Genomic DNA, 25,590 nt, shown 5'->3' on the forward strand with positions numbered 1-25,590 from the left:
CTTAAGATTGAGCTTCAGTGAAAGGCTGGATAGTATCCATCTCGTGTTCGACTTCAGCACCAATACGAACTTTTTGTAAGCCCTCGCTGATGACTAAATCCCCTTTGTCCAATCCGTTTTTCACTTCCCAGTCAATCCCGTAACGTTCCCCTAACTCAAGGTTTTTTCGTTGAACTATATTTTGTTTATCCACAATTAATGCATATCGACCTTGTTGATCTTCTTGAACCGCACGCTGCGGGATCAGCATCACTTGTTGCATATTAGGTGACTCAATGATCACCGTGACATACAAGCCCGGCACCACCAGATCATCTTTATTGGCAAATTCGGCGCGAATCGCCAAAGTACCCGTCGTTGCATCGACCCGATTATCCACAAAGTCCATCTTGCCCGTTTCTTGATACATGCTGCCATCAGGGAAACGCATTTTGACTGGGAAATCTCCCAATTTGAAAGGTGTAGATATCGATTTATGGGCACGTTGCGCAGCCATAATAGTTTTCTCTGGGATTTGAAAATTTACCCAAACAGGTTCCATTTGCACCAAACTCGCCAATTCAGTTTGTTCCGGCACAATCAAATCTCCGGTAAAAACAGCTGAACGGCTAATCCGTCCGGTAAATGGCGCATATATCTTGGTATACCCAAGTTCTAGCTTGGCATTGTCTAAATCAGCTTGGGCACTCTGTAATGCAGCGGCAGCCTGAAGCTTTTTCGATAATAAATTATCGTAATCAGATTGACTGATGAAGTTATCTTTAATTAAACCTTCACCGCGTTTAAAATTGAGAACCGCGGTATCAAATGCAGCTTTCGCTTGAGCCACTAAAGCTTTTGAAGCGTTAAGCGCGGTAGTATATTGCTCAGGATCAATTTCAAAAAGCAACTGATCCTTTTCGACAATGCTCCCTTCAACAAAATTAATTTTTACTAATTCACCTCTAATTTTTGCTTTTAAAATAATATCTTGGGTGGCTTCAGTTCTGCCAACAAATTCGTTACTTGGCCTGACTTCTCTGGTGGTCACTTCTAAAACTTTAACCTTTGCTATGACCTTTGGTGCTGGAGGTGGTGCGTTATCGCAGCCACTCACAAAAAAGACTGACAAAAGCATCATTCCTAACACCGAAGATATGCGGCCTATTTCCTTGGAACGCTTCATAAATATTCCTTGTTAACAATATAAAAGAGGAAACTATAAGTTTATCATAGTTGCTAACTAACAAACTGAAAACTAGAGAATTTGGAATAATTGATAGTTTTTTTAAATCATCAAAAATAGCGATATAAAAGTCACGGTTTGGTCATATATAATGACTAATAATTTATTAGAATCATTCTCTTTAAATATCGTTGAAGGAACAATAATGCAACTAAAACCAGTAGACAAACAACGTTATCAGACTCGCTCCCGATACTGCTACTTTGGCATATCTACGGTATTAATTATCTCAAGCTTAGTTTGGTCAAGTTGTTGGATTTACTTATTTTCTAAGAATGATGATAATTTTATATTCAATCTGCTTGGAGTCGTGAGCGCAGTGGTGTCGATGTTTCCAATCGTTCGCTATTGCAAAAATCAGCCTTGGTTTGATGAGGTCGTCTATATTTGGAATTTAAAACAAGAACTAAACAAAATTAATCGAAAGATGTCTTCTCTCGTGCAAGCTTGTGATCGAGCTGAATTGAATGCCTTCACTGCAATCAAGTTTAGTTATCAGGGAAGCCGTCAAATTTGGCAACTTGACGACAACACTCTCATGCTAACTGAACTGAATTTATCCGAACAGCAGCTTGATGAGGCAATCGCAAAACAAGGTCTTGTTATTAATATAAACGATTACCACAGCGAGATATTAAAAGCTTACTAGAACTGGTTGATCAAAACACATGTATGACCATCGACCAGCACCGGAGAAATGAGCAAGTCTTCGGCAAAAGCTTTCTTTAGACTACCGTCAATCACTAGCTTGTCACCTACATTCGATTGCTTATCAACTAATTCTGCGGGGTAACCCCACAGATTGCAGCTGGTAAGCTGTGCCGGTTCCGCGTCATCAGTAGCTAGCTGTAACTTTAAATAACTTTGGTTATTCACGCTCTGACGTAATGAAGACTTACTAAGCAATTGGCCAACTAAGGTTAACTTGTTCCAGTACAACTGGGTAGGCGCGCCAATAAAACTTAGTTGTTCTGCTTCTATGGCGCTAATAATCCGCCCTTCAGAGTCTTTTTGATATCTAAGTCGCCCTTTGACAACCACCCCATCTCCGGCTTTGGCATATTGTTTTAAGCGCTCCGCTTCATCTGCGCGTGCAGTAACCGTGAACACATCTACACGTTCCTTGGCTGGCGGTTTCGTTTTTTTCTTTACCAACAAGTCAAATTGAGTGATAGCAGTCCCATCGCTAAAATAACGAAGGGTCACTTGCTTGGTTACAATGTTGCCCAATAATTCAATATCTGAGCGGCATAAAGCGTTTGTTGTCATAGCCAATTTAACGTTATTATCCTCATTTATGCTTATATTAGGGCCATTATGAAATACCCTTGTCGATTAGACAAATACCTTTCAAAAGCAATGTCCATTTCCCGCAGTGATGCTAAAAAACTAATCAAAAATAAGCGAGTGACAATTGACCTCCAATTGAAGGTACAAGCACAACAAACGCTGTATGCGGAGCAACAAGTACATCTAGATGGTCAACCATTAAGCTTAATCTCTCAGCATTATTTCATGCTCCATAAACCCACGGGCTACCTGAGTACTGCCGCGGAAGCGGGTCATCCAAGTGCGCTCTCTTTAATTACCACCGCTGCACCCGTTGCACTCCATGCAGCCGGACGTTTAGACTTAGATACCAGTGGCTTACTACTGCTTACCACTGACGGACAATGGTCCCATCGCGTCACTAGCCCCAACAGTGGGAAATATAAAGCGTACCGAGTCCAACTAGCAGAATCGCTCAGTTTGCAGGATTTAGAGCAACTTCGACAAGGTATTTTGTTGCGTGGTGAAGATAAATTAACCAAACCCGCTTTAATTGAGCCACTCAGTGCAACAGAAGTTGACCTACAAATTACCGAAGGACGATATCATCAAGTAAAACGTATGTTTGCCGCTTTAGGGAATAAAGTGCTTGGTTTACATCGTTGGCAAGTTGGGCAAATAAAGCTCGATGAACAACTTGCACCGGGTGAATATAGAACCTTGACTCCCCAGGAAATCGCAAGCTTTGAACAAGCCAAATGACTCATAAGTCATTAGTAAATTTACAGTGTTAAGCTCAATCTGTTGTTTGACAACGAATCGAACGAAGCAAGATTGCAAACCAGCGAGGTATAGATATGACAAGTTTTAGATTTCATCCGCAAAGCCAAGTCGTTCGACAAGCCGAGCATTACCTCATTACCTTGTATACTGATCCAGCAGAGCAATATGAACAAGTCCTGATTCGAATTGAGCCAGACCATGAGGAACTATTCATGGACATGCAGCCCTGCTCAACCAGTGGCTCTTGGCTAAAATGGCAAGTTAAAATTCCGGTGAGTGTTCATGCTCCCCATACTCTCTACTGCTTTAAATTTGTGTATAGCGATCGACAAGTCTATCTGCATGCGGCAGGTGAGTCGGTGCGCCTTCCTCAAAAACATTATCACTTTAAAATTCATTCTGATGCTCAGCCTCCTGAATGGGTCAAACAACAGGTTTTTTATCAGATATTTCCTGAAAGGTTCGCCAATGGCAAACCCGACATAACCCCGTCCGCCGATACCTATCAATATCACCAAGATGGTCGGCCTGTGGTGCAAAAACAATGGGGAGAGCCAGTAGCAAAAACTCACTCGGGAACCGGCGCTACCGAATTTTACGGTGGTGATTTAATAGGTATCGAGCAACAACTCGATTATCTTCAACAACTGGGAGTCACCGCTCTTTACCTGAATCCAATATTTGCTTCCCCCAGCAACCATAAATATGACTGCGTTGATTACTGGCAAGTTGAACCTCACTTTGGCGGAAACAAGGCGCTAATATCATTAAGCGCAGCCTTAAAAACACGACATATGAAGTTAATGCTCGATGCTGTTGTAAATCATACCTCGAATCAACACCCTTGGATCGACTTCTATCAACAAGGCAAAAACGGCGCTTATAATCATCCCTCCTCTCCCTATCGTAATTGGTATCATTTTGATAACGACGGCCACTACTGGTCTTGGAAGGGGATTACCAGTCTGCCTAAGCTGAATTTTGCTGAGCCAGAAGTTCAGCAAGCGATCTATTCTGGAAAAGACGCCATGCTTAAACATTGGCTCAAACCACCCTATCAAATTGATGGTTGGCGCTTTGATGTGGCACACATGCTCGGTGAACACAACAGCGCTCTAAATAACGCGCATCACATCCGCCAATTTAGAAATGCGATTAAACAAACCAACCCACAAGCCTATATGATCGGAGAGCATTTTTCAGAAGCTAGCCAATGGTTACAAGGAGAACAACAAGACGGCGCGATGAATTATTATGGATTTTGCCATCCTGTGGTTGCCTTTCTCACTGACACCGACGTACCAAGACATGCACCAATTCACCTAAGCGGAGTCGATTTAGCAACCTGGCTTGCCGAGGCCCGAGCCTCAATCCCATTTGCTAATCAACTTGCCCAATATAATTTATTAGACAGTCACGATACCCCAAGATTTTTACATCTAGTCAAAGAAAATCGTCAACTGAAGCAGATCGCCGTAACGCTTTTACTCACTTATATCGGTGTACCGTCTATCTATTATGGGGACGAGGTGGGAGTCACTGGTGGCAACGATCCAGACTGTCGTCGCTGCTTCCCTTGGGATCAAGATCAATGGGATCACAAGCTGTTCAAGCATTACCAAAGCTTAATCGCATTGCGTAAAGAGCGTATAGAACTACAACAGGGGGATCTGATAAGTCTTGCAGAACAAGCTGACATCTGGGTCTATCTACGTTGGATACCTGGTCAACACAGTATTGTGGTCGTCAATCGCGGGCCAGCCCAAGAACTCACCATCTCGTTAGAACATTTCGTACTGGAATCACGCTGCTACCTTGAACGATTATCTGGAGAACAATTAACACTCAATCACAATCAATTAACGATTGAATGTGCCGCCCAATCTTCACAAATACTCAGCTCTATTGAACACCGACCAGCGATGTAGAGTAACATTCAAAGCACTGCCAATACGAATACTTGGCAGTGCTACCCTCACGCCCCTTCATCTGACAATTTATTGTTTTCCAAAAAATTATCCGCTAGCGATTTGCTTGAACTAATTTGTAAGTCTTTCAATTGTTGAGCCTGCCTAATCAAGTTGCCTTTGCCTGAGCTAAGTTTATTCATCGCACTGTGATAGCTATCAGAAGCTCGCTGTATTTGTTGGCCATGTGTCGTTAAATCTTCAGTAAAAGCGACAAACTTATCAAATAACTTACCAGCGCGTTGCGCAATGATTTGTGCATTCTGTTGTTGATGTTCACTGCGCCATAAATTCTGAATGGTTCGCAAGGCAACCATCAAACTACTAGGACTCACTAGCAAAATATTGGCTTCAATCGCAAACTTAATCAACTGGGGATCATGCTCCAGCGCGCTAAGGTAGGCACCTTCAATCGGCACAAATAGTAATACGTAATCTAAAGAGTTCAGCTGATATAAGGTTTGGTAATCCTTTTTACTTAAACCAATAATTTGCTGACGTAGGCTTTTAACATGTGCCTTCAAAGCACTACGCTGCTGCTCTTTGTCTTCACTATTAAAATAGCGCTCATAGTCCACAAGGTTGACTTTTGAGTCGACGATCACCGCTTTGTCATTCGGCAATTTAACCACAACATCGGGTTTTATTTTCTGCCCGTGTTGGTTTACCCCCATCACTTGAGTGTGGTACTCATAACCTTCTCGCAAACCAGAAGATTGCAAAATTTGCTCGAGGATCAATTCTCCCCAATCCCCTTGCTGTTTATTATCGCCTTTAAGTGCTTTAGTTAGTTTTACCGCATCATCACTCATTCGCTGATTGAGTTGTTGCAAAGTGACGATTTGATCTTTTAGTGAATGTCGCTGTTTGGCTTCATTCTCATAACTGCTTTGAACTTGTTGTTTAAAACCGTCTAACTGTTGTTTTAAAGGTTGCAATACCGCTTCGATACTTTGCTTACTTTGTTGTTGTAATTCTTGACCTTTTTCCGAGAAAATTTTGTTAGCTAACAGCTCAAACTGAGCACTCACTCGAGCTTCGCTCTGTTCTAGGTAACGGATCCGGTCTTGTAAGTTAAGGTCTTTTTGTTGCAACAGCGCACAGCGTTGCTGCTCACGTTGTAACAATTGTTGGTTAGCCTGAAATTGCTCTGACAACTCGCGTAAATGATGGAGTTCATTTTCACAAGCTGCATTCTTTAACTGTTGCTGATGAAGATTTGTAGTCGCGTCTTCCAAAGCTTGGCCCGTGGTAACTAATTGAGCACTCGTTTGCTCAAGCTGTAATTTCAATCCAGCGAATTGTTCCTTCATCGAACGTCGAGAAAGCTGCCTTTGTATATAAAGCAAAATCACTAACAACAATAGGCAGATGGTCGATAGACCGCTAAATTGATTAAACTGGGATGAAATAAACTCTAATATCACGGTAATTCCATTGCGCTTAAGATGAGATGCTCGTTATCATGCATCATACCTTAGGGTGAGGGCTAAACGCGCCGTCGCACTAATATTTTTAGTTTAATTTTAGGAAATTCACTAAGATGAGTATTTTTTCGGCATTTAAGAAATTATTTGAATCTACACCCACACCAGCCAAAAGCTACCCTGAGCAAGAATATAAAGGTTTTATTATCGCGGCCTGCCCACAGTCAGCCAATGGTCAGTATCGTGTCTCAGCAATGATTAGCAAAACCATTGCTGATGAAGTAAAACAACATCATTTTATTCGCTCCGATACCTGCGCCAGCGCTGAAGATGCAGCAGAACTGGCGGTGCATAAATGTAAAACTTTCATCGATCAAATGGGTGATCAGATCTTCGAATAATGGCGGAATCACTTATTGATGGTCAAACAAGCTCGCTAAGACTTGTTTGACAACATCAATATCAAAAGGCTTATCGACTAAAGCTGAGACACCACTTTGACGAACTCCATCAAGCTTCGCGCCATTATTTTCCGATGTCACCATCAAGGCAGGAATATCACAAAACCTTGGATGCTGTCGCAAAGACTCAATTAGAGCCGCCCCATCCATCACCGGCATATTGTAATCAGTAATCACTAAATCAACTGGATGCTGTTCAAGCAAAGCTAAGGCTTGCTGTCCGTGCTCAGCCACCAGCACCTGACGAATACCGATGTTTTCCAGCACTTTAGAAATGTGCCGCCGCGCGGTTTGGCTATCGTCGACCACCAAAATTCGTTTGCTTGAATAATCAATATTAGCCAGATAAGAAGCATCCGGTTCTATGTAACTAATCGTCGCCTGTAATGCGGCTAACAAATGAGTAAATTCAAAAGGCTTCGGTAAAATTGCTATCACCCCTGCCTGTTTAATCGCATCTAGGGTATGGTGGCAGGCTTCACTCGAAATCAACATAAAGGCGATATCACGGCTTAAGTCGTTAGCGCGTAACTGTTGCACTAAGTCCGTCGCGGTGCCATCCATAAAGTACATCGAGCTTACGACTAAGTCGGGGGCACTCTGAATTGCTAAGTTCACCGCTTGTTGGCAGTTTTCAGCCATTAAAAAGTTATCAATGCCCGCTTCGTGAAAACGAGTGCGTATGATATTGCGCTGCATATTAGATGGTTCGACCAATAAAATTGTAAGATCGCCTAACGACAAAGATTCCATAACGTCCTGTTAGAATAAATTGAACTGATGCTTAGTTTACCTGTTAAATTTCCGCATTATTATCGCTAATTTGCTAATCTTGGTCTTTGACTTGAAAAACTAGCGATTAATCACCAAATTAAGCTTAAATAATTTTTAGGAAACACTATGCAGCCGAGTACATCTGTTATCGATATTAGTTTCGAAAACGCCCAACAAGTATTAATAGAAGGGTCATTCAATCAAGCCGTGGTGGTTCATTTTTGGTCACCCGCTAGTCCTCAATGTGAAGCACTATTCCAATTATTACAAAATATTCACCAACAAAGCGACGCTAGCTTTATTTTGGCGCGCTTGAACATGGATGAATTAGCCCAATTGGCTCAACAGCTGGGGGTGACTCAAGCACCCGCAGTGGTTATTTTAAAAGAAGGACGCCCAGTGGACGGTTTCGCTGAGATCCCCGCCCCTGAAGTGATTAGTGAAACCATTGGTCGTTATCTGCCTCCCCCTGAAGAACAACTGTTCAATAAGGCAAAGGCTCTGTTAGCAGAAGAACAACCCGTCGAAGCTTTAATGCAGATTCGTCAAGCGCATCAACTTGCTCCGCAACGCAACGACATCATCTTAGTATTGATCCAAGCCTTGTTAAATAATCAGCAGACAGAAGAAGCCGAAGGACTATTAAATGGTTTGCCTTTAGAAGAGCAACAAGCCGATTATCACGCTTTAAAAAGCCAATTGGAATTATTGCAAGCAGCTGCCGACAGCCCCGAAATAAAGGCCTTGGAAGCGAAAATAAACAGCCCTGAAGATAATGAACAGATCCGCTTAAACTTAGCCATTCAATATTCACAAGCAGGGCGTAACCAAGAGGCCTTAGAATTATTGTTTAGCATATTACAAAAAAACCTAGAAAGTCTCGATGGTCAGATCAAAAAGAACTTTTTAGATATTTTGGCGACCTTAAATGGTGATCCTCTGGCCTCTCAATTTAGACGTAAGTACTTTAGCCTACTCTACTAGACAGCTCTGTAATCCAAGCCAATATCTATTTATATTGGCTTGGATCCCGTTTGTTTTTTACTCCAAATGAAACTCATAATAGATGTCCAAGGCACTATTTAGGCCAGAAAAGGCTTCAATAAACAACTTCGGTAATAGCTCATACTTCACGGTCAACTCATTCACCGGATCAAATACTCCCATCCCATAACGCACCTGCACTCCGGGTAAGATATATGCGCTCACCTCAACCTGAGTTGCGCTACCAGAGCCTGCTGTCGCTAAGGACAAATCTTTAACCCCCAGAGTATTCCCAACATTGCCAACCAAACCACCAGCACGATTAACACCAGCGCTCAACAGCATTGCAGAGAGAGCATTACTATCTTGTTCGTTATCGCCTAACGCACGTCCACGTAACAAATATGACAACATTTCATTCTGCGACATCGCAGGATCAGAGTATAAGTTGACTTGAGGCGCATCGGCCAAACCGACAACCTTGACGCCCACCGTAACATCGTCCGAAATTGTGGCGGGATTTCGAATAGCTTGAAAATCTAAGTAAGGTTGATCTAAAGGCCCGGTGAACATTAACCACCCCTTCTCTATGATGAGGTTTTGACCATAAGCCATAAACTTACCGTCAACGAGTTCGATCCGTCCATTTGCAATCAAAGGCTCTGTGGGCTGTTGTTTCAAATTTAACTGCCCCTGCAAGCGAGTATCTAATCCAAGGGCTTGTAAACTCAAACTATCGGACAAGGTAACCGTCACATCCAAAGAGGTATGCTTGGTGGTCGGAGTCTCACTCTGCTCTTCCATCACAATCGCATCACTTGACTCAGTTACCGCCGACTCAGGTAAAGACTTCACTTTTATTTCGCCTTCATCCACCCTAACCGTACCACCAACGGCTATCAAACTATCGCTAATGGCCACCGTTATATTTGGCGAAACAACAAGGTTTGCATAAGGATCAACATTGACTAACAGTTTATCGGCAGTAAAGTCGATGTCTCCGAGTAATTTGTCATTTGGCCATGTAAATTGACCTTGCCAAGTTGCATCTCGGCCGTCGCTACGAAAACTGCCATTTAAACTTGCCGTTTGATTATTAAAGATCAGACGACTTTGCAGCTGCTCTATCGTTAAAGGAATATCGGGGCCACTGAGTACTCCCTCGACAAGATTAATTTCTCCCTGCAACTTCGGTGATTTAAGTTTGCCCGCGACGCTCACAGTTCCATTCACCTGGCCTGACAAATGATTCAACGCTTCAACAAAAGGTAACAAGGGAGATAGCTGCAGATCTTCTAAGCGAAGCTCGGCTGCAAGCTCACCATCACGTAGCAAATCGGCATTCCCCTGAGAGCGAATCGTTCCTAATTGCTCCGATGACAAGCGTGCTTGCCAACGTAAGCGCTGGTTTACGAGATCCACGCTCAGATCCAGTTGTTGATACGCCAAACTTAAATTTTCATTTTCTTGATGCCGTAGCATGCGACCCGGTGAAAATTTGAGCTTAAGTTTCCCTTTTTTTGGTCGCCATCGATTCAAGCTAGAATCGAGGTGCAAGGAGGCGCGGCCTTCTAATGCTAGTCCTTCCGGCATAAACAATTTTAGGCTGGCAAAATCGAACTGTTCAATACTTAAATCGAGTGTACTATTCCCATCACTGCTTAAGGGCGCGTTCAAACACAACTGGCTCGGTCGCTTACTCCAGCAATGAGCACCAACGGTGGCTATCCCCTCAACCAAGGTTAAATCAATCGGCTGAGACAAAGACCAAGTCCCCAGCTCCGCTTCTATATCAGCATCACTGACTTGCCCATTCCATTGCTGCAAATCTCCTTGACCCTGCAATAACATATTTAATTTACGAGCAACTTGCTCAAGCTTAAGGGCTAACTGCTGATGACTTTTGTCACTACTATAGTTGATACTGGCATTGTCAATTACCTGCTCTGCTAACGTTAATCGGGACAAATTCAAACCAAATTTTCCCGTCAAACTCGAGTCTAAATTCAACTGACCTTTACTACTGAGTGAATCGAGACCAAGCTGCTTAGTTTCAATATCATCGGCTTGCAAGGACCAATCGATGAAAGGCTGATTAAGCGGCCCTTTCAGTTTTAAATTTAGGCCTGCGCGCCCCCCACTCAACCAAGGCAGTTCTGCCAACTGGGGGGTATCTAGAGTACTGTTCAAGCGTAGTTTATCACCGACAAGATTTGCGTCGGCAAGTAATTGACTGTGGCCCAAACGCAAGTCTAAATAGCCTTGGTTAGTTTGCCCCTTCAGGTTTCCCTCAGCCGTTAATGATGCGCTTAAGGGTAGCTCAAACCAAAGGCCAGTAAAATCGGCCTGAGAGACTTGCCATTGTTGCTCACTGAGCTGCGCGTTGAGCTTGCCATCTATTTTAGGTAATGCAAACTCATCACTTAGGGCCAACCAATGATGAAGCGCTAATTGCTCTATATTGAGCGAAACGTTGGCTTGCAACTGAGCTTGCCAGGATGCCGAACCTTGTAACTGAAACCCGCCCAGAGATTTAGGCTTCGCTGTCGATTCTGGCGCCACTGTTGACGAATTTTCCGGCGGCGCATCCAACAATTCACCAAGCATTGAAAATTGGTCTATTTGGCTTAAATTTCCTGTCACTTTCCCGTTTAGCCACAAGTCCTGTAAACCCGAAAGCTCACTTTGCCATTGTAAATGATACTGCTTGAGTCCGCCTTCGGCATGAAGCTTGAAACTGGCCAGTGAAAGTTGCTCGGACAATAATGGAAATTTCTGTTGCAACTTGGCGTCTAATTGGAAAGGAATATTTGGCTTAAGCCAAGCGCTCTGTAACTGTAGCTCTGCGGCCAACCAACCACGACTGTGAATATCGCTGACTAAATCAGTACCGTCGCCGTGTAACGAAAATTCGATGTCAAGTGGCTGCTGCTCTACTTGCATCTTCCAAGAGCCGATTAATTGTGAAGCAAAACTCGCTTGAAAACCCTGACGACCACTCAGGTCTAACTCGCCCCAAGGGCTAAGTAAGTGCAGCACCTGAATATCTACCGATGAAAAACCGACTGTCGCGGCGAGTGTCAACTCAGGAAACAGGTAGTCATTCTGACCGTCATTGACCCGCCCCTGACTAAAACGAAGTTGCTTCACATTCACCTGATAAGGCAGGCTAATATCGGGTAATGATATTGTCAATGTATCGGGGAGCGGCGAGCTATTTGGCTGAGTTGAAGTAGTATTAAGCTGAGATTCTGGCAGAACGACTGCCCATTGCTCTAGCAATAATTGCTCAAGCTCGATCGTCTGGTGCTGCCAGTTTGCCCGCAAATCCAACTGATGCCAGCTAAGCGCGACCCCGTCTAGATTGAGTAAGGCATCCCCTGCATTCAATCGCTGTAAAACAAAAGGAACTGGCGGCGTCCATATTGGCGAAGTGCTTGGTGCAGGCTCAGTGGTCGACACGCTAGCCGCCATCACCTCGGAATCAAGATCAAGCCTAATACGGCTTGTATCCAAGTGATCGATACAGAGCTGGGTTTGACTAATGCACACCCAATCAAAACCAAGCTTGAGCTGGTTTAACTGTACAGTCAAACCTGGTTGCTGCCAAACCACTTGCCGGGCTTGAATACCTTGATAGAAATTGCCCTGAGGCTGAAGGATCGTTAAACCATCGACGGCCTTCGACACTTGCACTAACAACCACTCGGTACTTGGACTAAATGATAGCGCAATAATCAAACTAAAAAGCACCGCACTCACGGCGATGACCACAAACTTAATACATTTAAAGATCATAAATCGGGACCTATAGAGAAATGCAATCTCCAGGGTTCGGATTCATTTTGCAAACCCTTAGCGATATCGACACGTAAAGGACCGATTAAAGTGATCCAGCGGATCCCCATGCCAACCCCAACAGATGTTGGCTCAGAAAAGTCATTCGTTGCGGTACCTGCGTCAACAAAAGTGGCGACTCGCCAATTCTTGGCAAATTGGTAATTGTATTCAGCACTACCAGTGACTAGGTATTTTCCCCCAATCAACTGGCCTTGGTTATTTGTAGGCGAAATGGTTTTGTAATCATAACCACGGATACTTTGGTCTCCACCGGCAAAAAAGCGCATCGAGGCTGGAACGTCACTGAGGTTGTCGACTAACACCCCACCTAAATCCACACGCAATAACAAACGATGCTTTTGATATGCGCGTAACCATTTAGCTAACGAGGTATACCGCAGCAACTCAACATCAGAACCCCAGTAAGGGTGTCCAACTTCAATACTGGCTTGTAGATTATCTCCCCAATAAGGGTCAAGACCGCCTCGAGTGCGCAGCCTCGCCCAATTAACCCCAGGTAATACCAAATTACTAACCGATTGTTGATTGGCCTGTACATATTCTTCATGTTGCCATTTTACAAAAACCGACGGAGTCCAACCATTATCCCAACTCCATTGGCGGGTGGTAGAAATCACAATCTTGTCACTCTCGGTATCATTGGTTTTTTCAAGCAGATATCCCGCTTGGATATCGAGATAATCATCCACCGGATTGTTCATAGGAATACGGTAAACAAACAATGCACTCTGCTTCGGTTGCGCAGCTTCCAGCTCAAAGCTAAGACTATGGCCCTTGTCATTGACCCAAGGTCGATTCCATTTCAAACGAACTCGAGGTCCTATGTCGGTGGTGATCCCGCCTCCCACTTCAATAGAGTCTCTGGGCTTCAAGCCCAAGTCAACCAACAGATCAATCTGTTGCTCATGACGATTATCCAGATCCGGTCGCACCGAAATCAGCTGAAAATAGTCAGTTTCCCCTAAACGCTGATTAAATTGGCCCACCTTTTTTGCATCATATTTATCCTCTTGCTTAAAATCAGCAAGATTGGCAAACATTTGCAGAGGTAAATCAGGATTGGAAAAAATAATATCGCCAAAATGGTAACGCGGACCAGAGTCGTAACTCAGAAAAATATCGGCAGTATTCTGCTTGATACTAATTTTAATCTCAGCCTGGCTATAAGCCGCATCAAAATAGCCATAACGAGAAGCCAGACGATTTAACTCTGCTTTCAAGTTATCGTAAGCAACATGAGAAAACGACTGCCCCTTTACCAATCCACTGTTTACAATTACTTTTTTAAAACGACTATCTCGCGTTGCAGCACCAGTTAAATCAATATTCAATTGATTGACCAGCAACGGTTTTCCCACCTCTACCGCCACCGAAAATCGCCCCTCATCGATTCGGCTTACCAAAATTTCACTTTGGTAATAACCTAAAGCACGTAAAGCATTTCTAGTTTGTTCAGTACTGGCGCTGATGATGCGTCGATCACTACTATTCTCGGGGAAAGTTTGCGCCTCGAGGTAAACCTTCACATTGTCTTTCAGTGAACCATCGAGTCCTTGATAGTCAAAGTCTAGCGCTTTTACCGAAAAGGCAATCATCACAACAATTATCGGCAATAAACGACCAAGCAAGCCAACATTCCTTATTAAGTTTTATGCAGCGCTCAGTTTAATGTTTTTTAAGCAGTTTAAAACTACTTATCGAAAGTGAATGGTAAATTCCGACAGAAATTAAACTCGAAAAGTATCCTCCGCCTCGCTAAGCTAGATCGAAACCCTTTCAGGACAGGTTCAATGAGACAAAAATGGCCCAAACCAGTGTTAGGCTTGGCGGGTTATAGTGGCAGTGGAAAAACCAGTTTACTCTGCCAGCTATTACCTTTGTTAAAGCAACGAGATTTGCGAGTCTCCGTGATAAAACACAGTCACCATGAAATCCTTTTAGATAAACCCGGTAAAGACAGTCATCGTTTATTTAACAGCGGTGCCAACGAAGTCATTCTAGCTTGTCCTCAGCAACGTTATCACTTTAGTCAGCAGCATCAGAGCGAGCAGCTAGAACAACAACTACAATGGGTACAATGGCAACAATGTGATTTGGTTTTGGTGGAAGGCTATCGGGAAAGTAACATCGATAAAATTGAAGTTCATCGTCCTGCACTCGGTAAAGCGCTACTCTACCCTAACGACCCCAATATTATTGCCCTAAGCTGCAATGAGGCCCTTAATGCACCTTTACCAGTACTTGATTTAAACCAAGCATCGCAGGTTCTAGATTTTATTATTGATTATCTCAGCCAAATATCCGAGTGAAAGAATATCATTCAGTTAAGGGTCTATTAGGGATAAGCACTTACCATAGAGCAAAATATGAATAAAAATAAATGGGTTGTAGTTGTCATCCTTGCCTTGATTATAGCAACAGCAAGCTGGTTTGACCTAGGGCAATGGTTGAGCTTTTCCACGATTAAGCAGCAACAAGCAGAATTACAAACCATCGTTGAGCAACATTACACCTGGTCTTTGCTTGGCTATTTTCTGCTTTATGTTTTAGTGACTGCCTTTTCGGTTCCCGGCGCGGCGTTATTAACGCTATTAGCCGGCGCCTTATTTGGCGTGGTCAATGGAGTGATCCTCGTGTCATTTGCCAGCACCATCGGAGCAAGCCTTGCTTTTATCGTGGCCCGCTATCTATTAAGAACCAGTTTAGAACGCCGTTATACCCACAAATTAAAAGGAATCAATCAAGGCATTGAAAAGGAAGGAGCCTTTTATTTACTTAGTTTACGTTTGATTCCTATTTTCCCATTTTTTTTAATCAACTTAGTGATGGCACTCACGACCTTGCCCTTGCGTACTTTTTACTGGGCGAGCCAAGTCGGCATGTTTCCGGCAACTCTTGTCTATGTAAATGCTGGCACTGAACTGGCTAAATTAGATGGCTTAGCCGGGATATTATCCCCTTCTCTAATATTGGCGTTTAGCCTGCTTGGTTTACTGCCCTATATCAGCCAAGCTTTGATCAAGCGTTATAAACAGCAACGACTATACGCTCGCTTTGCCAAACCCAAGCAATTTGACAATAACCTCATCGTGATTGGTGCTGGTGCTGGTGGTTTAGTGAGTTCTTATATTGCAGCAGCAGTTAAAGCGAAAGTGACTCTAATCGAAAAACATAAAATGGGAGGCGACTGCTTAAATACCGGTTGCGTCCCCTCCAAAGCGTTAATCCGTAGCGCCAAGTTTGCATACCAAGCGCAACAGGCGCAGCACTTTGGCTATCAACAAGTAACCGCCAAGGCAAATTTTGCAGAAGTCATGCAGCGAGTCCACAGAGTCATAAAACAAGTCGAACCGCATGATTCCATCGAACGTTACACAAATTTGGGCGTTGAGTGTTTACAGGGAGAAGCTCGCATTGTTAGCCCATGGGAGGTTGAAATAAATGGGCAGCGGCTCACCACAAAAAACCTTGTGATAGCGACGGGGGCCCGCCCACTGATTCCTGCAATTGCAGGCTTAGAAAACATCGACTATCTCAGCTCTGATACCTTATGGAAGTTAACTGAATTGCCGCAGCGCTTATTAATCTTGGGCGGAGGTCCAATTGGCTGCGAGCTCAGCCAAAGTTTTGCTCGGCTCGGTTCACAGGTAAGTCAAGTTGAAATGGGCGAGCATTTATTGCTTCGTGAAGATCCTGAAGTCAGTGTTATCATCGAACAACAATTTACCAAAGAAGGTATCCACTTGTACTTGGGGTGGAAAGCGACCCAATTTATCCAACATAACGGCGAACAAAGCGTCATCTTAGAAAAAGATGGACAGCAACAACAACTGGTATTTGATAAAGTTATTTTAGCCCTAGGCAGAACCGCGAATACCCGAGGCTTTGGCCTTGAAGCGCTAGACTTATTGCTCGCGCCACAGGGCACCATAGCAGTCAACCGCAAACTACAGACTAATTATCCGAACATCTATGCCGTGGGAGATGTCGCAGGTCCCTATCAATTTACCCATTTTGCAGCTCATCAAGCATGGTATGCAGCAGTCAATGCACTGTTTGGCCGCTTTAAAACCTTTGCCGCAGATTACTCGGTGATCCCTGCCGCAACCTATAGCTATCCTGAAGTAGCCCGTGTTGGACTCAACGAACAGCAAGCAAAACAGCAACAAATTGCTTATGAAATTAGTCTATTTCAGCTAAAAGAATTAGACCGCGCAATTGCAGACGGTGAAACTCAAGGTTTTATTAAGGTACTTACGGTTCCCGGCAAAGATAAAATCTTAGGTGCAACCATTGTCGCTGAACATGCAGGTGAACTATTAGCCGAATTTACCCTCGCTATGAAACATAAGTTAGGCTTGAACAAAATACTGTCAACTATTCATGCTTATCCAACGCTCATGGAAGCCAATAAATATGTCGCCGGTGAATGGAAACGAAATCATGCACCGCAAAAATTACTCAGTCTATTGGAGAGATATCATCGATGGAACCGAGGGGCTTAAGCTTTAAAAACCGCACCATCAGATCAGGCGGTTTCAGCCTGATCTATAAACAAACGATCTTCAAAGATTTCTGGCTCAAGTGCTTCACTGAAATAGAAGCCTTGATAAACCGTGCAGCGACGATATTTTAAGAATTCCAGCTGATACTCAGTTTCGACACCTTCCGCAATAACTTCAAGCGCTAAGTTCTCAGCCATTGAGATAATCGTGGTAATAATCGCACACTCGCTGCCACCACTATGCAGTTCACTCACAAAAGACTTATCAATTTTAAGACAGTTAATTGGCAATTTATTTAAATAGGCTAAAGAAGAGTATCCGGTACCAAAATCATCCACCGAAAAGCGTACCCCAATATCACGCAGCGCTTGTATTTTGGCCACCGTTTCCTGAACATCGTCCACGAGTACCCCTTCGGTGATCTCCAATTCAATCAGTCGAGGGTCACAGCCAGAACGCTGAATAATATCTAAGGTTTCTTTGATAAAGCTATCGCGATGGAATTGATTAGGACTGACGTTAATCGATAAGGTTTTAAAATTATCGGGTAAACCGCGATCTTGCCAAGTTTTTAAGGTTTCACAGGCGCTGCGCATCACCCATTGACCAAGTAATACAATCAATCCACTCTCTTCCGCCAGAGGAATAAACCGACCCGGCGAAATCCAACCCATTTTAGAATCAAACCAACGCAATAAAGTTTCTGCGCCAACCATTTCATAATTAGCGTTATAACGCGGTTGAAAATAGGCGACCATATCTTCTTTTTCTACCGCTTCACGCATCATGCTCGTAAGCTGATGCCGCTCTTGGATCTCATCTGCCATTTTCGCGGAGAATACATGCACACTAGAACGCGCCAAGTCTTTGCCGTGATACAGCGCAATATCGGCTTGGCGAAGAATTTCTGTGGCATTGCTGTCGAGATTAGGAAATAGAGCGACGCCAGTCGTTAAGTTAAGGCTAATTTGATTCCCTTTAATCACAAACTCTTTATGGATCACCTTAGCTAAATGTACTGCTAACTCTGAAGCTTTTGCCTTCGCTTGTTCACGGTCACTAGATAAGTTGGGCACCAGTAAAGCAAATTCATCGCCCCCTAAACGAGCCACTGTTTCTCCACTATTACGCCCTTCCCTTAAACGATGAGCAATCAGCCTCAATAGTAAATCACCGGCGGCATGCCCCAGCATATCGTTAACGTTTTTAAAATGATCGATATCCAAATAAATCAAGGCACCAATTTGATTACTTCGGCGTCCACGCTCAATTTCCAAATCAAGATTTTCAATCAATTTTCGCCGATTAGATAAGCGTGTAATATCATCATGGGAAGATTGAAAGCGCACTAACTCTTGCGCAGAACGAACCTCAGAAATATTTGTTTGAGTACTGATCACTCGAGAAGGCAAATCCCGTTCTGTGCGCTCAACGACCATACCTCTTGATAAGACCCAAAGATAATGCCCGTCTTTATGTTTAATCCGGTGCATCGCTTCATAAACTTTGGTGTTCTTTTTTAGGTGTTTTCGTAACTCATTCAAAGTTTTATCTAAGTCTTCAGGATGAATTCGCGACTCCCACTCTTCTATCTTTTCGCCAATCTGTCCATCTTGGTAACCCAACATAGACTTCCATTGGGGGGAGTAATAGACCGTATTACTTAATAAATTCCAATCCCAAATCCCATCACCCGAGCCATTCAACGCAAACTGCCAGCGTTGCTCACTACGTTGCAACTGAGCAAAACTACAGTGGATCCCCTCAGCCATTTTACTAATGGCAAGTTCTAAGGCACCGAGCTCTCCTTGACTATTCGCAATAATCGAAGTGCTATTATGGGTTTGTATTTGGGTGGTTTTACCGACCAATTTATTCAATGGATTGACCAGCACGCGACTTAACATTGATACCAACAACAGCATCGCAATCGCCATATAACTAAAACTTTTAATCGCCTGATCAAAAATGATTTGACGCTGCACCAACCAGCTATCTTTAAGATTAAAACTAAAGAAAATTGCGCCCTGCTCTGCTCGGCGTAAACTATCTTCCCGAGGGCCCATATCTAAGGGGAAATACAAATTCACCTGCCACTGTTGCGGTAATATTTGGCTGATAGGAGTGCGCTGCTGTTTGACTTGAGCGAACATCTCAGCATTAAAATAATTGTTATTGTCAGCCGCAAACACATTTTTTTCGGAACGATGGTTAGACAATTGAACCAAACCTTGAGGATCAATCACCTGCAGTGAATCTAAATGTTGGTTTAAAGACACTAAGCTAATTTGACGTTCGGCAATATCCCATTGATGACGCGACAAACTATCAGACAAACTTTGCTGTAGCTGATAACCAATATTGAGTAGACGTTGGGTCGCTTGAGTCGCCAATTGTTGATGCTGTTGGTTAAGTGTGCCAAGCAACAGTAGACCTTGAGCAATCAGTAACAAAACCAGTGCAAAACTTGGAATTACAACGCTAAGAGAGATCCTCTTTAATCTAAACACCGGTTAACTCCATCAACCATTCACTCGAAAAATTATTAGATAAATCAGGAATTCGGTGAATTAACTCGAGCTCAGCCATACGCTGCGCCTTAAGGTGAGCATGTTTGAGAATAGATTGATCTGAATATAAGGCAGCACTTTGCTGAGCATTCAGGACTTGGATCTTACTATAGGCTTGTTTAACTTCTTTGCTATAAAGCTGAGTTCGCTTGGCAATTAATTTAAAGCCTTCCCGAGAATGTTGTTCTAACCAAGAGCTGGCAGAATAAAAGTTATCAAGCAAACTAAGAATATGCTGATGTTGCTGTTTTAATACTTCATTACGAACCACCAACACTCGATAATAAGGCTGTCCATGAGCGGCACTTTGATATAAAACGTTTGCCGAAAGGTTATCGACTAAGCGGCTCTGCAATGGACCAGAAGTCATCACTGCGCTAATTTCCCCTTTACGAAACAAAGCTAATTGCTCATCTAGTTTTGCTTCTACCAACACAAAGTCTTCGGCTTTTAAAGCACTATCTCTGAGCCAATCGTCCATCACCAGTGAAGCCACCGATAGACTTTCGTAGCCAATTCGCTGCCCTTTTAAAGAATCAATATCACGAATCGGCTGCTGTGTGATAAGCGCATCACCACCAACGCTGCGGTCGATCACTGCCACAACTGTAATATCAACACGCTCGGCCAATAAACTAATGACTTCGGTAAGGCTCAAAAAGCCAGCATCCACTTGCCCACTTTTAAGAGCATGCATTACATGACTGGGAGTGGTTAATTCGTTTAGGCTATATTGGTCAAAACCTGGATAAGCAAGTTGCTGAGCGAGATAAATTGATTCAAAGCCGAGCCAAGGCGACACCGCAACGCGCAGAGTTTGAGCTGGTGCTTGGCAAGCTGCCATAACACTTGCCATAAATAGTATAAGCAAGTACCGAATCTGGTTAATCGAAGGTAAGTTAACGCTCATATCCCTAGCTTGTTATGAACTCATCCTGAGTATTTAGTAAAACAGAAGCAACCATTCTGCTTGGCTCAATCGTAAAAAGGAAGCAATCTATTTAAAATTTTCAGTAAACATTACGAACTTAAAAGTTTACAGTTCAAGAATGAGTTCCTAGTCAAAAAAAGCGCCTCACATGCGGCGCTTTATCAAAAAAACATGAATAATTAGTCAAATTAGAGAGCGCGAAGTGCCGCAATACGTTTTTCTAAGGGCGGATGGCTTAACAATAATTCACTCATTGAACGTTTACCGTTAATTCCAAAAGCCATCAACGAACCTTCCATTTCAGGTTCTCGACTTCCACCTAAGCGTTGTAAGGCACGAATCATTTTCTGTTTACCAACCAACTTAGCCGAACCCTCATCGGCGCGATATTCTCGTTGGCGAGAAAACCACATCACGATGACACTGGCCAAGATGCCAAATACCATTTCGAGTACGAACACCGTCGCCATGTAGGCAAACATACCTAAACCTTGACCATTTTGATTATTGTTGCTCATCGTCGAGCTAATCACATTTGCGATAATCCGCGCTAAGAAAATAACAAAGGTATTCACCACCCCTTGAATTAACGTTAAGGTCACCATGTCCCCATTAGCCACGTGACTAATTTCATGGGCGAGAACCGCTTCCACTTCGTCTCGACTCATGTTTTCTAGTAAACCACTACTCACTGCCACCAAGGCAGCGTTACGTTTAGCGCCAGTCGCAAAAGCATTCATGTCTGGAGCATGGTAAATCGCGACCTCCGGCATGCCGATCCCAGCAGCCTTAGCTTGACGCGCTACAGTATTGATTAACCACGCTTCGGTTTCGTTGCGTGGGGCACCAATGACTTGTGCGCCAGTCGATCGCTTCGCCATCCACTTAGACATCAATAAAGAGATAATTGAGCCACCAAAACCAAAAATGGCAGCCATCACCAACAAACCACCGACACTTCGGGTAGAGATCCCCAAAGCCGAAAACACGATGTTCATAACGATACCAAGTATCAATACTACGGCTAAGTTCGTCGCTAAAAACAACAATATACGTTTCATCGTTTGCCTCTATCTTATATGGGAAAATACTACACCATAATATATGGGGTATGGCTCACATTTTTCAATAGTTTAACAAATAATTTCCACTTTATATTGCGCCATGAAAAACCCTCAAATCAAAATAGTTTTCTATTAATTCAGGATTTACCTTTGTTTTATAAGGAATGGTTGCGATGCAAGGTGCCGTAATGGCATTTTTTAAATACTCAATATTTAGCGTCGCTATCTCAGAATCATCACTCAAATGATTGGCAACCCATGCCAATAATTTTACACCGCTAGCCTTAATTGCCTCTACCGTTAGCAAGGCATGATTCAGACAGCCGAGCTTCACGCCAACCACCAAGATCACCGGAAGCTGGTGTTTGACAACCCATTGTGAGAATGTGGCTTGCTGATCGTCAAGCGGAACATGCCACCCCCCAGCCCCCTCAACCAACAAAATGTCTGATTGCGCTTGTAGTAAATCTAAACCGCTGTCCATAGCCGCAATATCAATCGGCGCATTCTCCAAACGGGCGGCAATATGTGGTGCAATGGCCTGTTGTAGTGTCACGGGGTTAACCTGTTGGTAGCTTAAAGGCAACGAAGTGTATTGTTGAATAGCCAAACCATCTTCATTATTCAAACCATCTGGCCCCTGTTCCGCTCCTGCTGCTAACGGCTTGAAACCATTCACCACTAGCTGTGTATTCTGGCGTTGTAAGGCCAGCATCAAAGCGCAACTCACGAGGGTTTTACCCACTTCGGTATCGGTGCCGGTAATAAACACACTTTTAATCATTGATCAGTACTCCATAACACACTTGATAAGTGGCACTCACCTGGTTTTTCTGAGCAAATTGCTGTTGGTAAACTTTCGCTAATTGACGTAGCTTTGCGGCGGTATTTAAGCCTTGTTTTGCATCAACCACATAGTTAGCACCAATTCCCTTTAATTCAGCCAACAAGGCAAAAACATCGGGGTACCACAAAGTACGGGTCTCAGTTTGCACCTGCGGATCAGCAAACCCCGCCAAACGGATTTGCTCATATAGGCAATTTTCAGCCATAAATTGATTTACATGGGGGGTATCGTCAATTTCACACCAAGCTTGTTTAAGTTCCCACAAAGTACCATCAAGTAATGACGAAAAAACACAGATCCCGCCTGGACGTAAAATTCGTTTGATCTCGCGGAGCGCACGACTTAAGTTATTACACCATTGCAGGGCTAAATTCGAAAATACAATGTCTACACTTTGGTCGCTCAAACTAATACATTCCGCATCACAAACCATGGCATAAAAATTATGGTTCTGTTGTTGTGCGTATTGCGCCATTGCGAACGAGAGATCGATGCCCACAACTTGCGATGCTGTCGCTTGCAGCTTGTGCGCAAAATGGCCAGTACCGCAGCCTAAATCAAGTGCCCGAGAGGTCGGTGTTTTAGGCAGATGCATCAATAAATTATCGCCTATATCTCTTTGCAACTGCGCAAAATCATTATAGCTAATCACGGCTTTGGAAAAATGCCGAGCAACCTGCTGCTTATCAATATTCATCATTCAATTCTTAATAAATCAACCAAAGTGTCCAATAAACGAGAGATATCATCAGCCCGATGAGAGCTACTTAAGGTCACTCTCAACCGAGCCGTATTTACCGGAACAGTTGGTGGACGTATTGCACTGACCCAAAAGCCACGCAACTTGAGTTGCTCGCTGATCCATAAAGCGCGCTCACTTGAACCTAAAATAATCGGTTGAATTGCCGTATCTGACTCAAGCAAGGGTAAGCCTAAATCTCTGCCAAGATTTTTAAATAATCGGATATTTTGGTGTAGCGTTTCTTGAAATTCCGGTTCAGTTTGCAGCACTGCGATAGCTTCAGTGACGGCTGCAGCTTGTGCTGCTGGCATTGCGGTAGAGTAGATATAACTGCGATCAAAATTAATCAGATAATCTCGCACCGAACTATCACATAACACCGCCGCACCAGAGACCCCTAAGGCCTTACCAAAGGTTAACATTTGCAATTGAATGTCATCTGCTGCTAAGTCTGCATCTTGAATACTGCCTCGCCCTTGATCACCGAGACAACCCACGCCATGGGCATCATCGACCATTAGCCAAGCATCATGCTGCTTACATAGACGGCTGATTGCATTTAACGGGGCTTGATCCCCATCCATGCTAAATACACCCTCGGTGATCACTAAGCAATTATTCGCCTTACGGCTAGCCAGTAAGGTTTGCAAACGTTCCGTCGAATTATGCGTAAAACGTTTAAACTGAGCAGCGGATAAACTCCCTGCTTCCATTAACGATGCATGATTCAATTTATCTTGCAACAACAAGTCTTGCTTACTGAGCAAAGCTTTAATGATCCCCTGATTCGCGCTAAATCCACTGCTAAATAATAAAGCCGCAGCTTTTCCCTGCCACTCACATAAAGCCTGTTCGAGTTGATGATGTGGTAATTGATACCCGGTCACCAAAGGTGAGCCACCACTGCCCGTTCCGTACTGATCAGCTGCGTTCTTCCAGCCGGCAATAACCTTGGGATGTTGCGACAACCCCAAGTAATCATTACTGGAGAAATTTAAATATTGCTGATCAGAAACCTGAATGAAGCGACCCTGGCCGCTACCGAGGCAAAATCGCTCGCGCACCAGTTGTTTAACTTTACGTTGCTGGACTTGCTGATGAATAAACTCGAAAGCCATTAAGAGGCATCATAAAAGAAAGCATCATCGGCTTGATTCTGTTGTTGAATCAAAGACTGATACAGATCTTGCTCTTGTTCTTCGGTGCCATGCTTGAGTTCTGCCGATTCTGGGCGAATGCCCAATTTATTAAACAACTGTAAATCTTGGTTTTCATCTGGATTTGGTGTGGTTAATAACTTACAACCATAAAAAATGGAGTTTGCGCCCGCCATAAAACAAAGTGCCTGCACCTGTTGATTCATTTCCTCGCGACCAGCCGATAAGCGAACATGAGAGCGCGGCATCATTATTCGAGCGACAGCGATGCAACGAATAAAGTCAAACTGGTCCATGTCTTCAACATCTTCCAACAAGGTTCCCTTGACTTTTACCAACATATTGATGGGTACACTTTCGGGATGACTCGGTAGATTCGCCAGTTGCACTAACAAAGCACTGCGATCGGTGGCGGTTTCTCCCATTCCCATAATGCCACCAGAACAGACTTTCATGCCGGCAGAGCGCACATGTTCTAAAGTATCTAGGCGCTGATCATAGGTACGAGTGGTAATAATTTCTTGATAAAACTCGCGCGAAGTATCGAGATTATGGTTGTAGTAATCTAAACCAGCTTCGGCTAAGCGTTCAGCCTGTTGTTTTTCTAGCATACCCAGCGTCATACAAGTTTCCATTCCCATCTGTTTGACGCCCTCAACCATTTTGACGAGGTAAGGCATATCCCGCTGTTTCGGGTTTTTCCAAGCAGCGCCCATACAAAACCGAGTTGAACCATTCGCCTTGGCTTTTTCGGCTTCTTTAAGGACATGCTCAACTTCCAATAGACGTTCTGTTTTTAGATCGGTCTTGTGGTGAGCACTCTGTGGGCAATACTTGCAATCTTCTGGACAAGCACCAGTTTTAATCGATAGCAAAGTAGAAACTTGAACCTGGTTTGGGTCAAAATTAGCTCGATGTACACATTGAGCTTGAAACATCAGATCATTAAATGGCAGCGAAAACAGCGCATTAACTTCGTTAACAGTCCAATCATGGCGAAGTGTTTGAGTCATAACTAAAACT

Annotated in this window: 20 protein-coding genes; 7 read left to right on the plus strand and 13 right to left on the minus strand. The window is 43.6% G+C overall.

Annotated features, from left to right (window positions below):
* Position 1: 1 nt before the first annotated feature.
* Positions 2-1,165 carry an efflux RND transporter periplasmic adaptor subunit gene (locus ACRRSY_RS11445; protein ID WP_432459361.1) on the minus strand — a complete coding sequence of 388 codons (1,164 nt, stop codon included), beginning with the start codon at positions 1,163-1,165 and terminating at the stop codon, positions 2-4.
* A 205-nt stretch (positions 1,166-1,370) separates the two neighbouring features.
* Here ACRRSY_RS11445 and ACRRSY_RS11450 point away from each other — a divergent pair, with 205 nt between their 5' ends.
* Entirely contained in the window at positions 1,371-1,874 is a 504-nt protein-coding gene (locus ACRRSY_RS11450) for a DUF3087 family protein (RefSeq protein ID WP_432463204.1), read from the plus strand.
* On the opposite strand, the gene ACRRSY_RS11455 is transcribed toward ACRRSY_RS11450, so the two are convergent.
* Complete coding sequence (locus tag ACRRSY_RS11455) at positions 1,871-2,494, minus strand: single-stranded DNA-binding protein (protein WP_432461112.1); 624 nt, start codon at positions 2,492-2,494, stop codon at positions 1,871-1,873. The two genes, ACRRSY_RS11450 and ACRRSY_RS11455, sit on opposite strands and share 4 nt — an antisense overlap.
* A 48-nt stretch (positions 2,495-2,542) precedes the next feature.
* Here ACRRSY_RS11455 and ACRRSY_RS11460 point away from each other — a divergent pair, with 48 nt between their 5' ends.
* Both ACRRSY_RS11460 and malZ read left to right on the plus strand, forming a co-directional pair.
* Positions 2,543-3,256: a pseudouridine synthase gene (locus ACRRSY_RS11460; protein ID WP_432463205.1), complete on the plus strand. Its 714-nt coding sequence runs from the start codon at positions 2,543-2,545 to the stop codon at positions 3,254-3,256.
* A 95-nt stretch (positions 3,257-3,351) separates the two neighbouring features.
* Positions 3,352-5,205, plus strand: a complete 1,854-nt coding sequence (malZ, locus tag ACRRSY_RS11465) for a maltodextrin glucosidase (protein ID WP_432463207.1) — start codon at positions 3,352-3,354, stop codon at positions 5,203-5,205.
* Between the two features lie 47 nt (positions 5,206-5,252).
* Here malZ and rmuC read toward each other — a convergent pair whose 3' ends face one another.
* Positions 5,253-6,671 carry a DNA recombination protein RmuC gene (gene rmuC, locus ACRRSY_RS11470; protein ID WP_432463208.1) on the minus strand — a complete coding sequence of 473 codons (1,419 nt, stop codon included), beginning with the start codon at positions 6,669-6,671 and terminating at the stop codon, positions 5,253-5,255.
* A gap of 116 nt (positions 6,672-6,787) precedes the next feature.
* Here rmuC and ACRRSY_RS11475 point away from each other — a divergent pair, with 116 nt between their 5' ends.
* Entirely contained in the window at positions 6,788-7,072 is a 285-nt protein-coding gene (locus tag ACRRSY_RS11475) for an HlyU family transcriptional regulator (protein WP_432453174.1), read from the plus strand.
* A gap of 12 nt (positions 7,073-7,084) precedes the next feature.
* Here the strand turns inward: ACRRSY_RS11475 and ACRRSY_RS11480 are convergent, their stop codons facing one another.
* Positions 7,085-7,885 carry a response regulator gene (locus ACRRSY_RS11480; protein ID WP_432453175.1) on the minus strand — a complete coding sequence of 267 codons (801 nt, stop codon included), beginning with the start codon at positions 7,883-7,885 and terminating at the stop codon, positions 7,085-7,087.
* Positions 7,886-8,032: 147 nt separating this feature from the next.
* On the opposite strand from ACRRSY_RS11480, the gene ACRRSY_RS11485 reads away from it, so the two are divergent.
* Positions 8,033-8,890, plus strand: a complete 858-nt coding sequence (locus tag ACRRSY_RS11485) for a tetratricopeptide repeat protein (protein WP_432459356.1) — start codon at positions 8,033-8,035, stop codon at positions 8,888-8,890.
* A 57-nt stretch (positions 8,891-8,947) separates the two neighbouring features.
* Here the strand turns inward: ACRRSY_RS11485 and tamB are convergent, their stop codons facing one another.
* Complete coding sequence (gene tamB, locus ACRRSY_RS11490; protein ID WP_432463209.1) at positions 8,948-12,688, minus strand: autotransporter assembly complex protein TamB; 3,741 nt, start codon at positions 12,686-12,688, stop codon at positions 8,948-8,950.
* Complete coding sequence (gene tamA, locus ACRRSY_RS11495; protein ID WP_432463210.1) at positions 12,685-14,379, minus strand: autotransporter assembly complex protein TamA; 1,695 nt, start codon at positions 14,377-14,379, stop codon at positions 12,685-12,687. Before tamA ends, tamB begins: the two co-directional genes overlap by 4 nt.
* Positions 14,380-14,541: 162 nt before the next feature.
* Between tamA and mobB the strand changes: the two genes are divergently transcribed.
* Positions 14,542-15,060, plus strand: coding sequence for a molybdopterin-guanine dinucleotide biosynthesis protein B (gene mobB / locus ACRRSY_RS11500; protein ID WP_432459352.1), 519 nt, complete (start codon positions 14,542-14,544; stop codon positions 15,058-15,060).
* A gap of 57 nt (positions 15,061-15,117) precedes the next feature.
* Positions 15,118-17,256 carry an FAD-dependent oxidoreductase gene (locus ACRRSY_RS11505; protein WP_432453180.1) on the plus strand — a complete coding sequence of 713 codons (2,139 nt, stop codon included), beginning with the start codon at positions 15,118-15,120 and terminating at the stop codon, positions 17,254-17,256.
* Positions 17,257-17,279: 23 nt separating this feature from the next.
* Here the strand turns inward: ACRRSY_RS11505 and ACRRSY_RS11510 are convergent, their stop codons facing one another.
* The 7 genes from ACRRSY_RS11510 to bioB all read right to left on the minus strand — a co-directional run bounded on the left by ACRRSY_RS11510 (position 17,280) and on the right by bioB (position 25,580).
* Complete coding sequence (locus ACRRSY_RS11510) at positions 17,280-19,766, minus strand: putative bifunctional diguanylate cyclase/phosphodiesterase (RefSeq protein WP_432459351.1); 2,487 nt, start codon at positions 19,764-19,766, stop codon at positions 17,280-17,282.
* Complete coding sequence (locus tag ACRRSY_RS11515; protein WP_432453182.1) at positions 19,759-20,670, minus strand: ABC transporter substrate-binding protein; 912 nt, start codon at positions 20,668-20,670, stop codon at positions 19,759-19,761. The genes ACRRSY_RS11510 and ACRRSY_RS11515 overlap by 8 nt, the downstream gene beginning before the upstream one ends.
* Positions 20,671-20,945: 275 nt before the next feature.
* Positions 20,946-21,818, minus strand: coding sequence for a protease HtpX (gene htpX, locus ACRRSY_RS11520; RefSeq protein ID WP_432453183.1), 873 nt, complete (start codon positions 21,816-21,818; stop codon positions 20,946-20,948).
* A gap of 91 nt (positions 21,819-21,909) precedes the next feature.
* Positions 21,910-22,605, minus strand: a complete 696-nt coding sequence (gene bioD / locus ACRRSY_RS11525; RefSeq protein WP_432453184.1) for a dethiobiotin synthase — start codon at positions 22,603-22,605, stop codon at positions 21,910-21,912.
* Positions 22,598-23,368 (minus strand): malonyl-ACP O-methyltransferase BioC, encoded by a 771-nt coding sequence (bioC, locus tag ACRRSY_RS11530; RefSeq protein ID WP_432453185.1) that lies wholly within the window; start codon positions 23,366-23,368, stop codon positions 22,598-22,600. The genes bioD and bioC overlap by 8 nt, the downstream gene beginning before the upstream one ends.
* Positions 23,365-24,528: an 8-amino-7-oxononanoate synthase gene (gene bioF, locus ACRRSY_RS11535; RefSeq protein ID WP_432453186.1), complete on the minus strand. Its 1,164-nt coding sequence runs from the start codon at positions 24,526-24,528 to the stop codon at positions 23,365-23,367. Before bioF ends, bioC begins: the two co-directional genes overlap by 4 nt.
* Complete coding sequence (bioB, locus tag ACRRSY_RS11540; RefSeq protein WP_432453187.1) at positions 24,528-25,580, minus strand: biotin synthase BioB; 1,053 nt, start codon at positions 25,578-25,580, stop codon at positions 24,528-24,530. The genes bioF and bioB overlap by 1 nt, the downstream gene beginning before the upstream one ends.
* Positions 25,581-25,590 lie beyond the last annotated feature (10 nt).

The sequence above is a fragment of the Agarivorans sp. QJM3NY_33 genome, assembly GCF_050870865.2.
GTDB lineage: Bacteria > Pseudomonadota > Gammaproteobacteria > Enterobacterales > Celerinatantimonadaceae > Agarivorans.

Coding starts and splice junctions, on each gene's coding strand:
- mobB (WP_432459352.1), top strand. CDS start 14,542: ATGAGACAAAAATGGCCCAAACCAGTGTTAGGCTTGGCGGGTTATAGT.
- ACRRSY_RS11480 (WP_432453175.1), bottom strand. CDS start 7,885: ATGGAATCTTTGTCGTTAGGCGATCTTACAATTTTATTGGTCGAACCA.
- bioC (WP_432453185.1), bottom strand. CDS start 23,368: ATGATGAATATTGATAAGCAGCAGGTTGCTCGGCATTTTTCCAAAGCC.
- ACRRSY_RS11515 (WP_432453182.1), bottom strand. CDS start 20,670: ATGGCAGCTTGCCAAGCACCAGCTCAAACTCTGCGCGTTGCGGTGTCG.
- ACRRSY_RS11455 (WP_432461112.1), bottom strand. CDS start 2,494: ATGACAACAAACGCTTTATGCCGCTCAGATATTGAATTATTGGGCAAC.
- ACRRSY_RS11450 (WP_432463204.1), top strand. CDS start 1,371: ATGCAACTAAAACCAGTAGACAAACAACGTTATCAGACTCGCTCCCGA.
- bioB (WP_432453187.1), bottom strand. CDS start 25,580: ATGACTCAAACACTTCGCCATGATTGGACTGTTAACGAAGTTAATGCG.
- ACRRSY_RS11505 (WP_432453180.1), top strand. CDS start 15,118: ATGAATAAAAATAAATGGGTTGTAGTTGTCATCCTTGCCTTGATTATA.
- malZ (WP_432463207.1), top strand. CDS start 3,352: ATGACAAGTTTTAGATTTCATCCGCAAAGCCAAGTCGTTCGACAAGCC.
- ACRRSY_RS11475 (WP_432453174.1), top strand. CDS start 6,788: ATGAGTATTTTTTCGGCATTTAAGAAATTATTTGAATCTACACCCACA.
- ACRRSY_RS11445 (WP_432459361.1), bottom strand. CDS start 1,165: ATGAAGCGTTCCAAGGAAATAGGCCGCATATCTTCGGTGTTAGGAATG.
- ACRRSY_RS11485 (WP_432459356.1), top strand. CDS start 8,033: ATGCAGCCGAGTACATCTGTTATCGATATTAGTTTCGAAAACGCCCAA.
- bioD (WP_432453184.1), bottom strand. CDS start 22,605: ATGATTAAAAGTGTGTTTATTACCGGCACCGATACCGAAGTGGGTAAA.
- htpX (WP_432453183.1), bottom strand. CDS start 21,818: ATGAAACGTATATTGTTGTTTTTAGCGACGAACTTAGCCGTAGTATTG.
- tamB (WP_432463209.1), bottom strand. CDS start 12,688: ATGATCTTTAAATGTATTAAGTTTGTGGTCATCGCCGTGAGTGCGGTG.
- bioF (WP_432453186.1), bottom strand. CDS start 24,528: ATGGCTTTCGAGTTTATTCATCAGCAAGTCCAGCAACGTAAAGTTAAA.
- ACRRSY_RS11460 (WP_432463205.1), top strand. CDS start 2,543: ATGAAATACCCTTGTCGATTAGACAAATACCTTTCAAAAGCAATGTCC.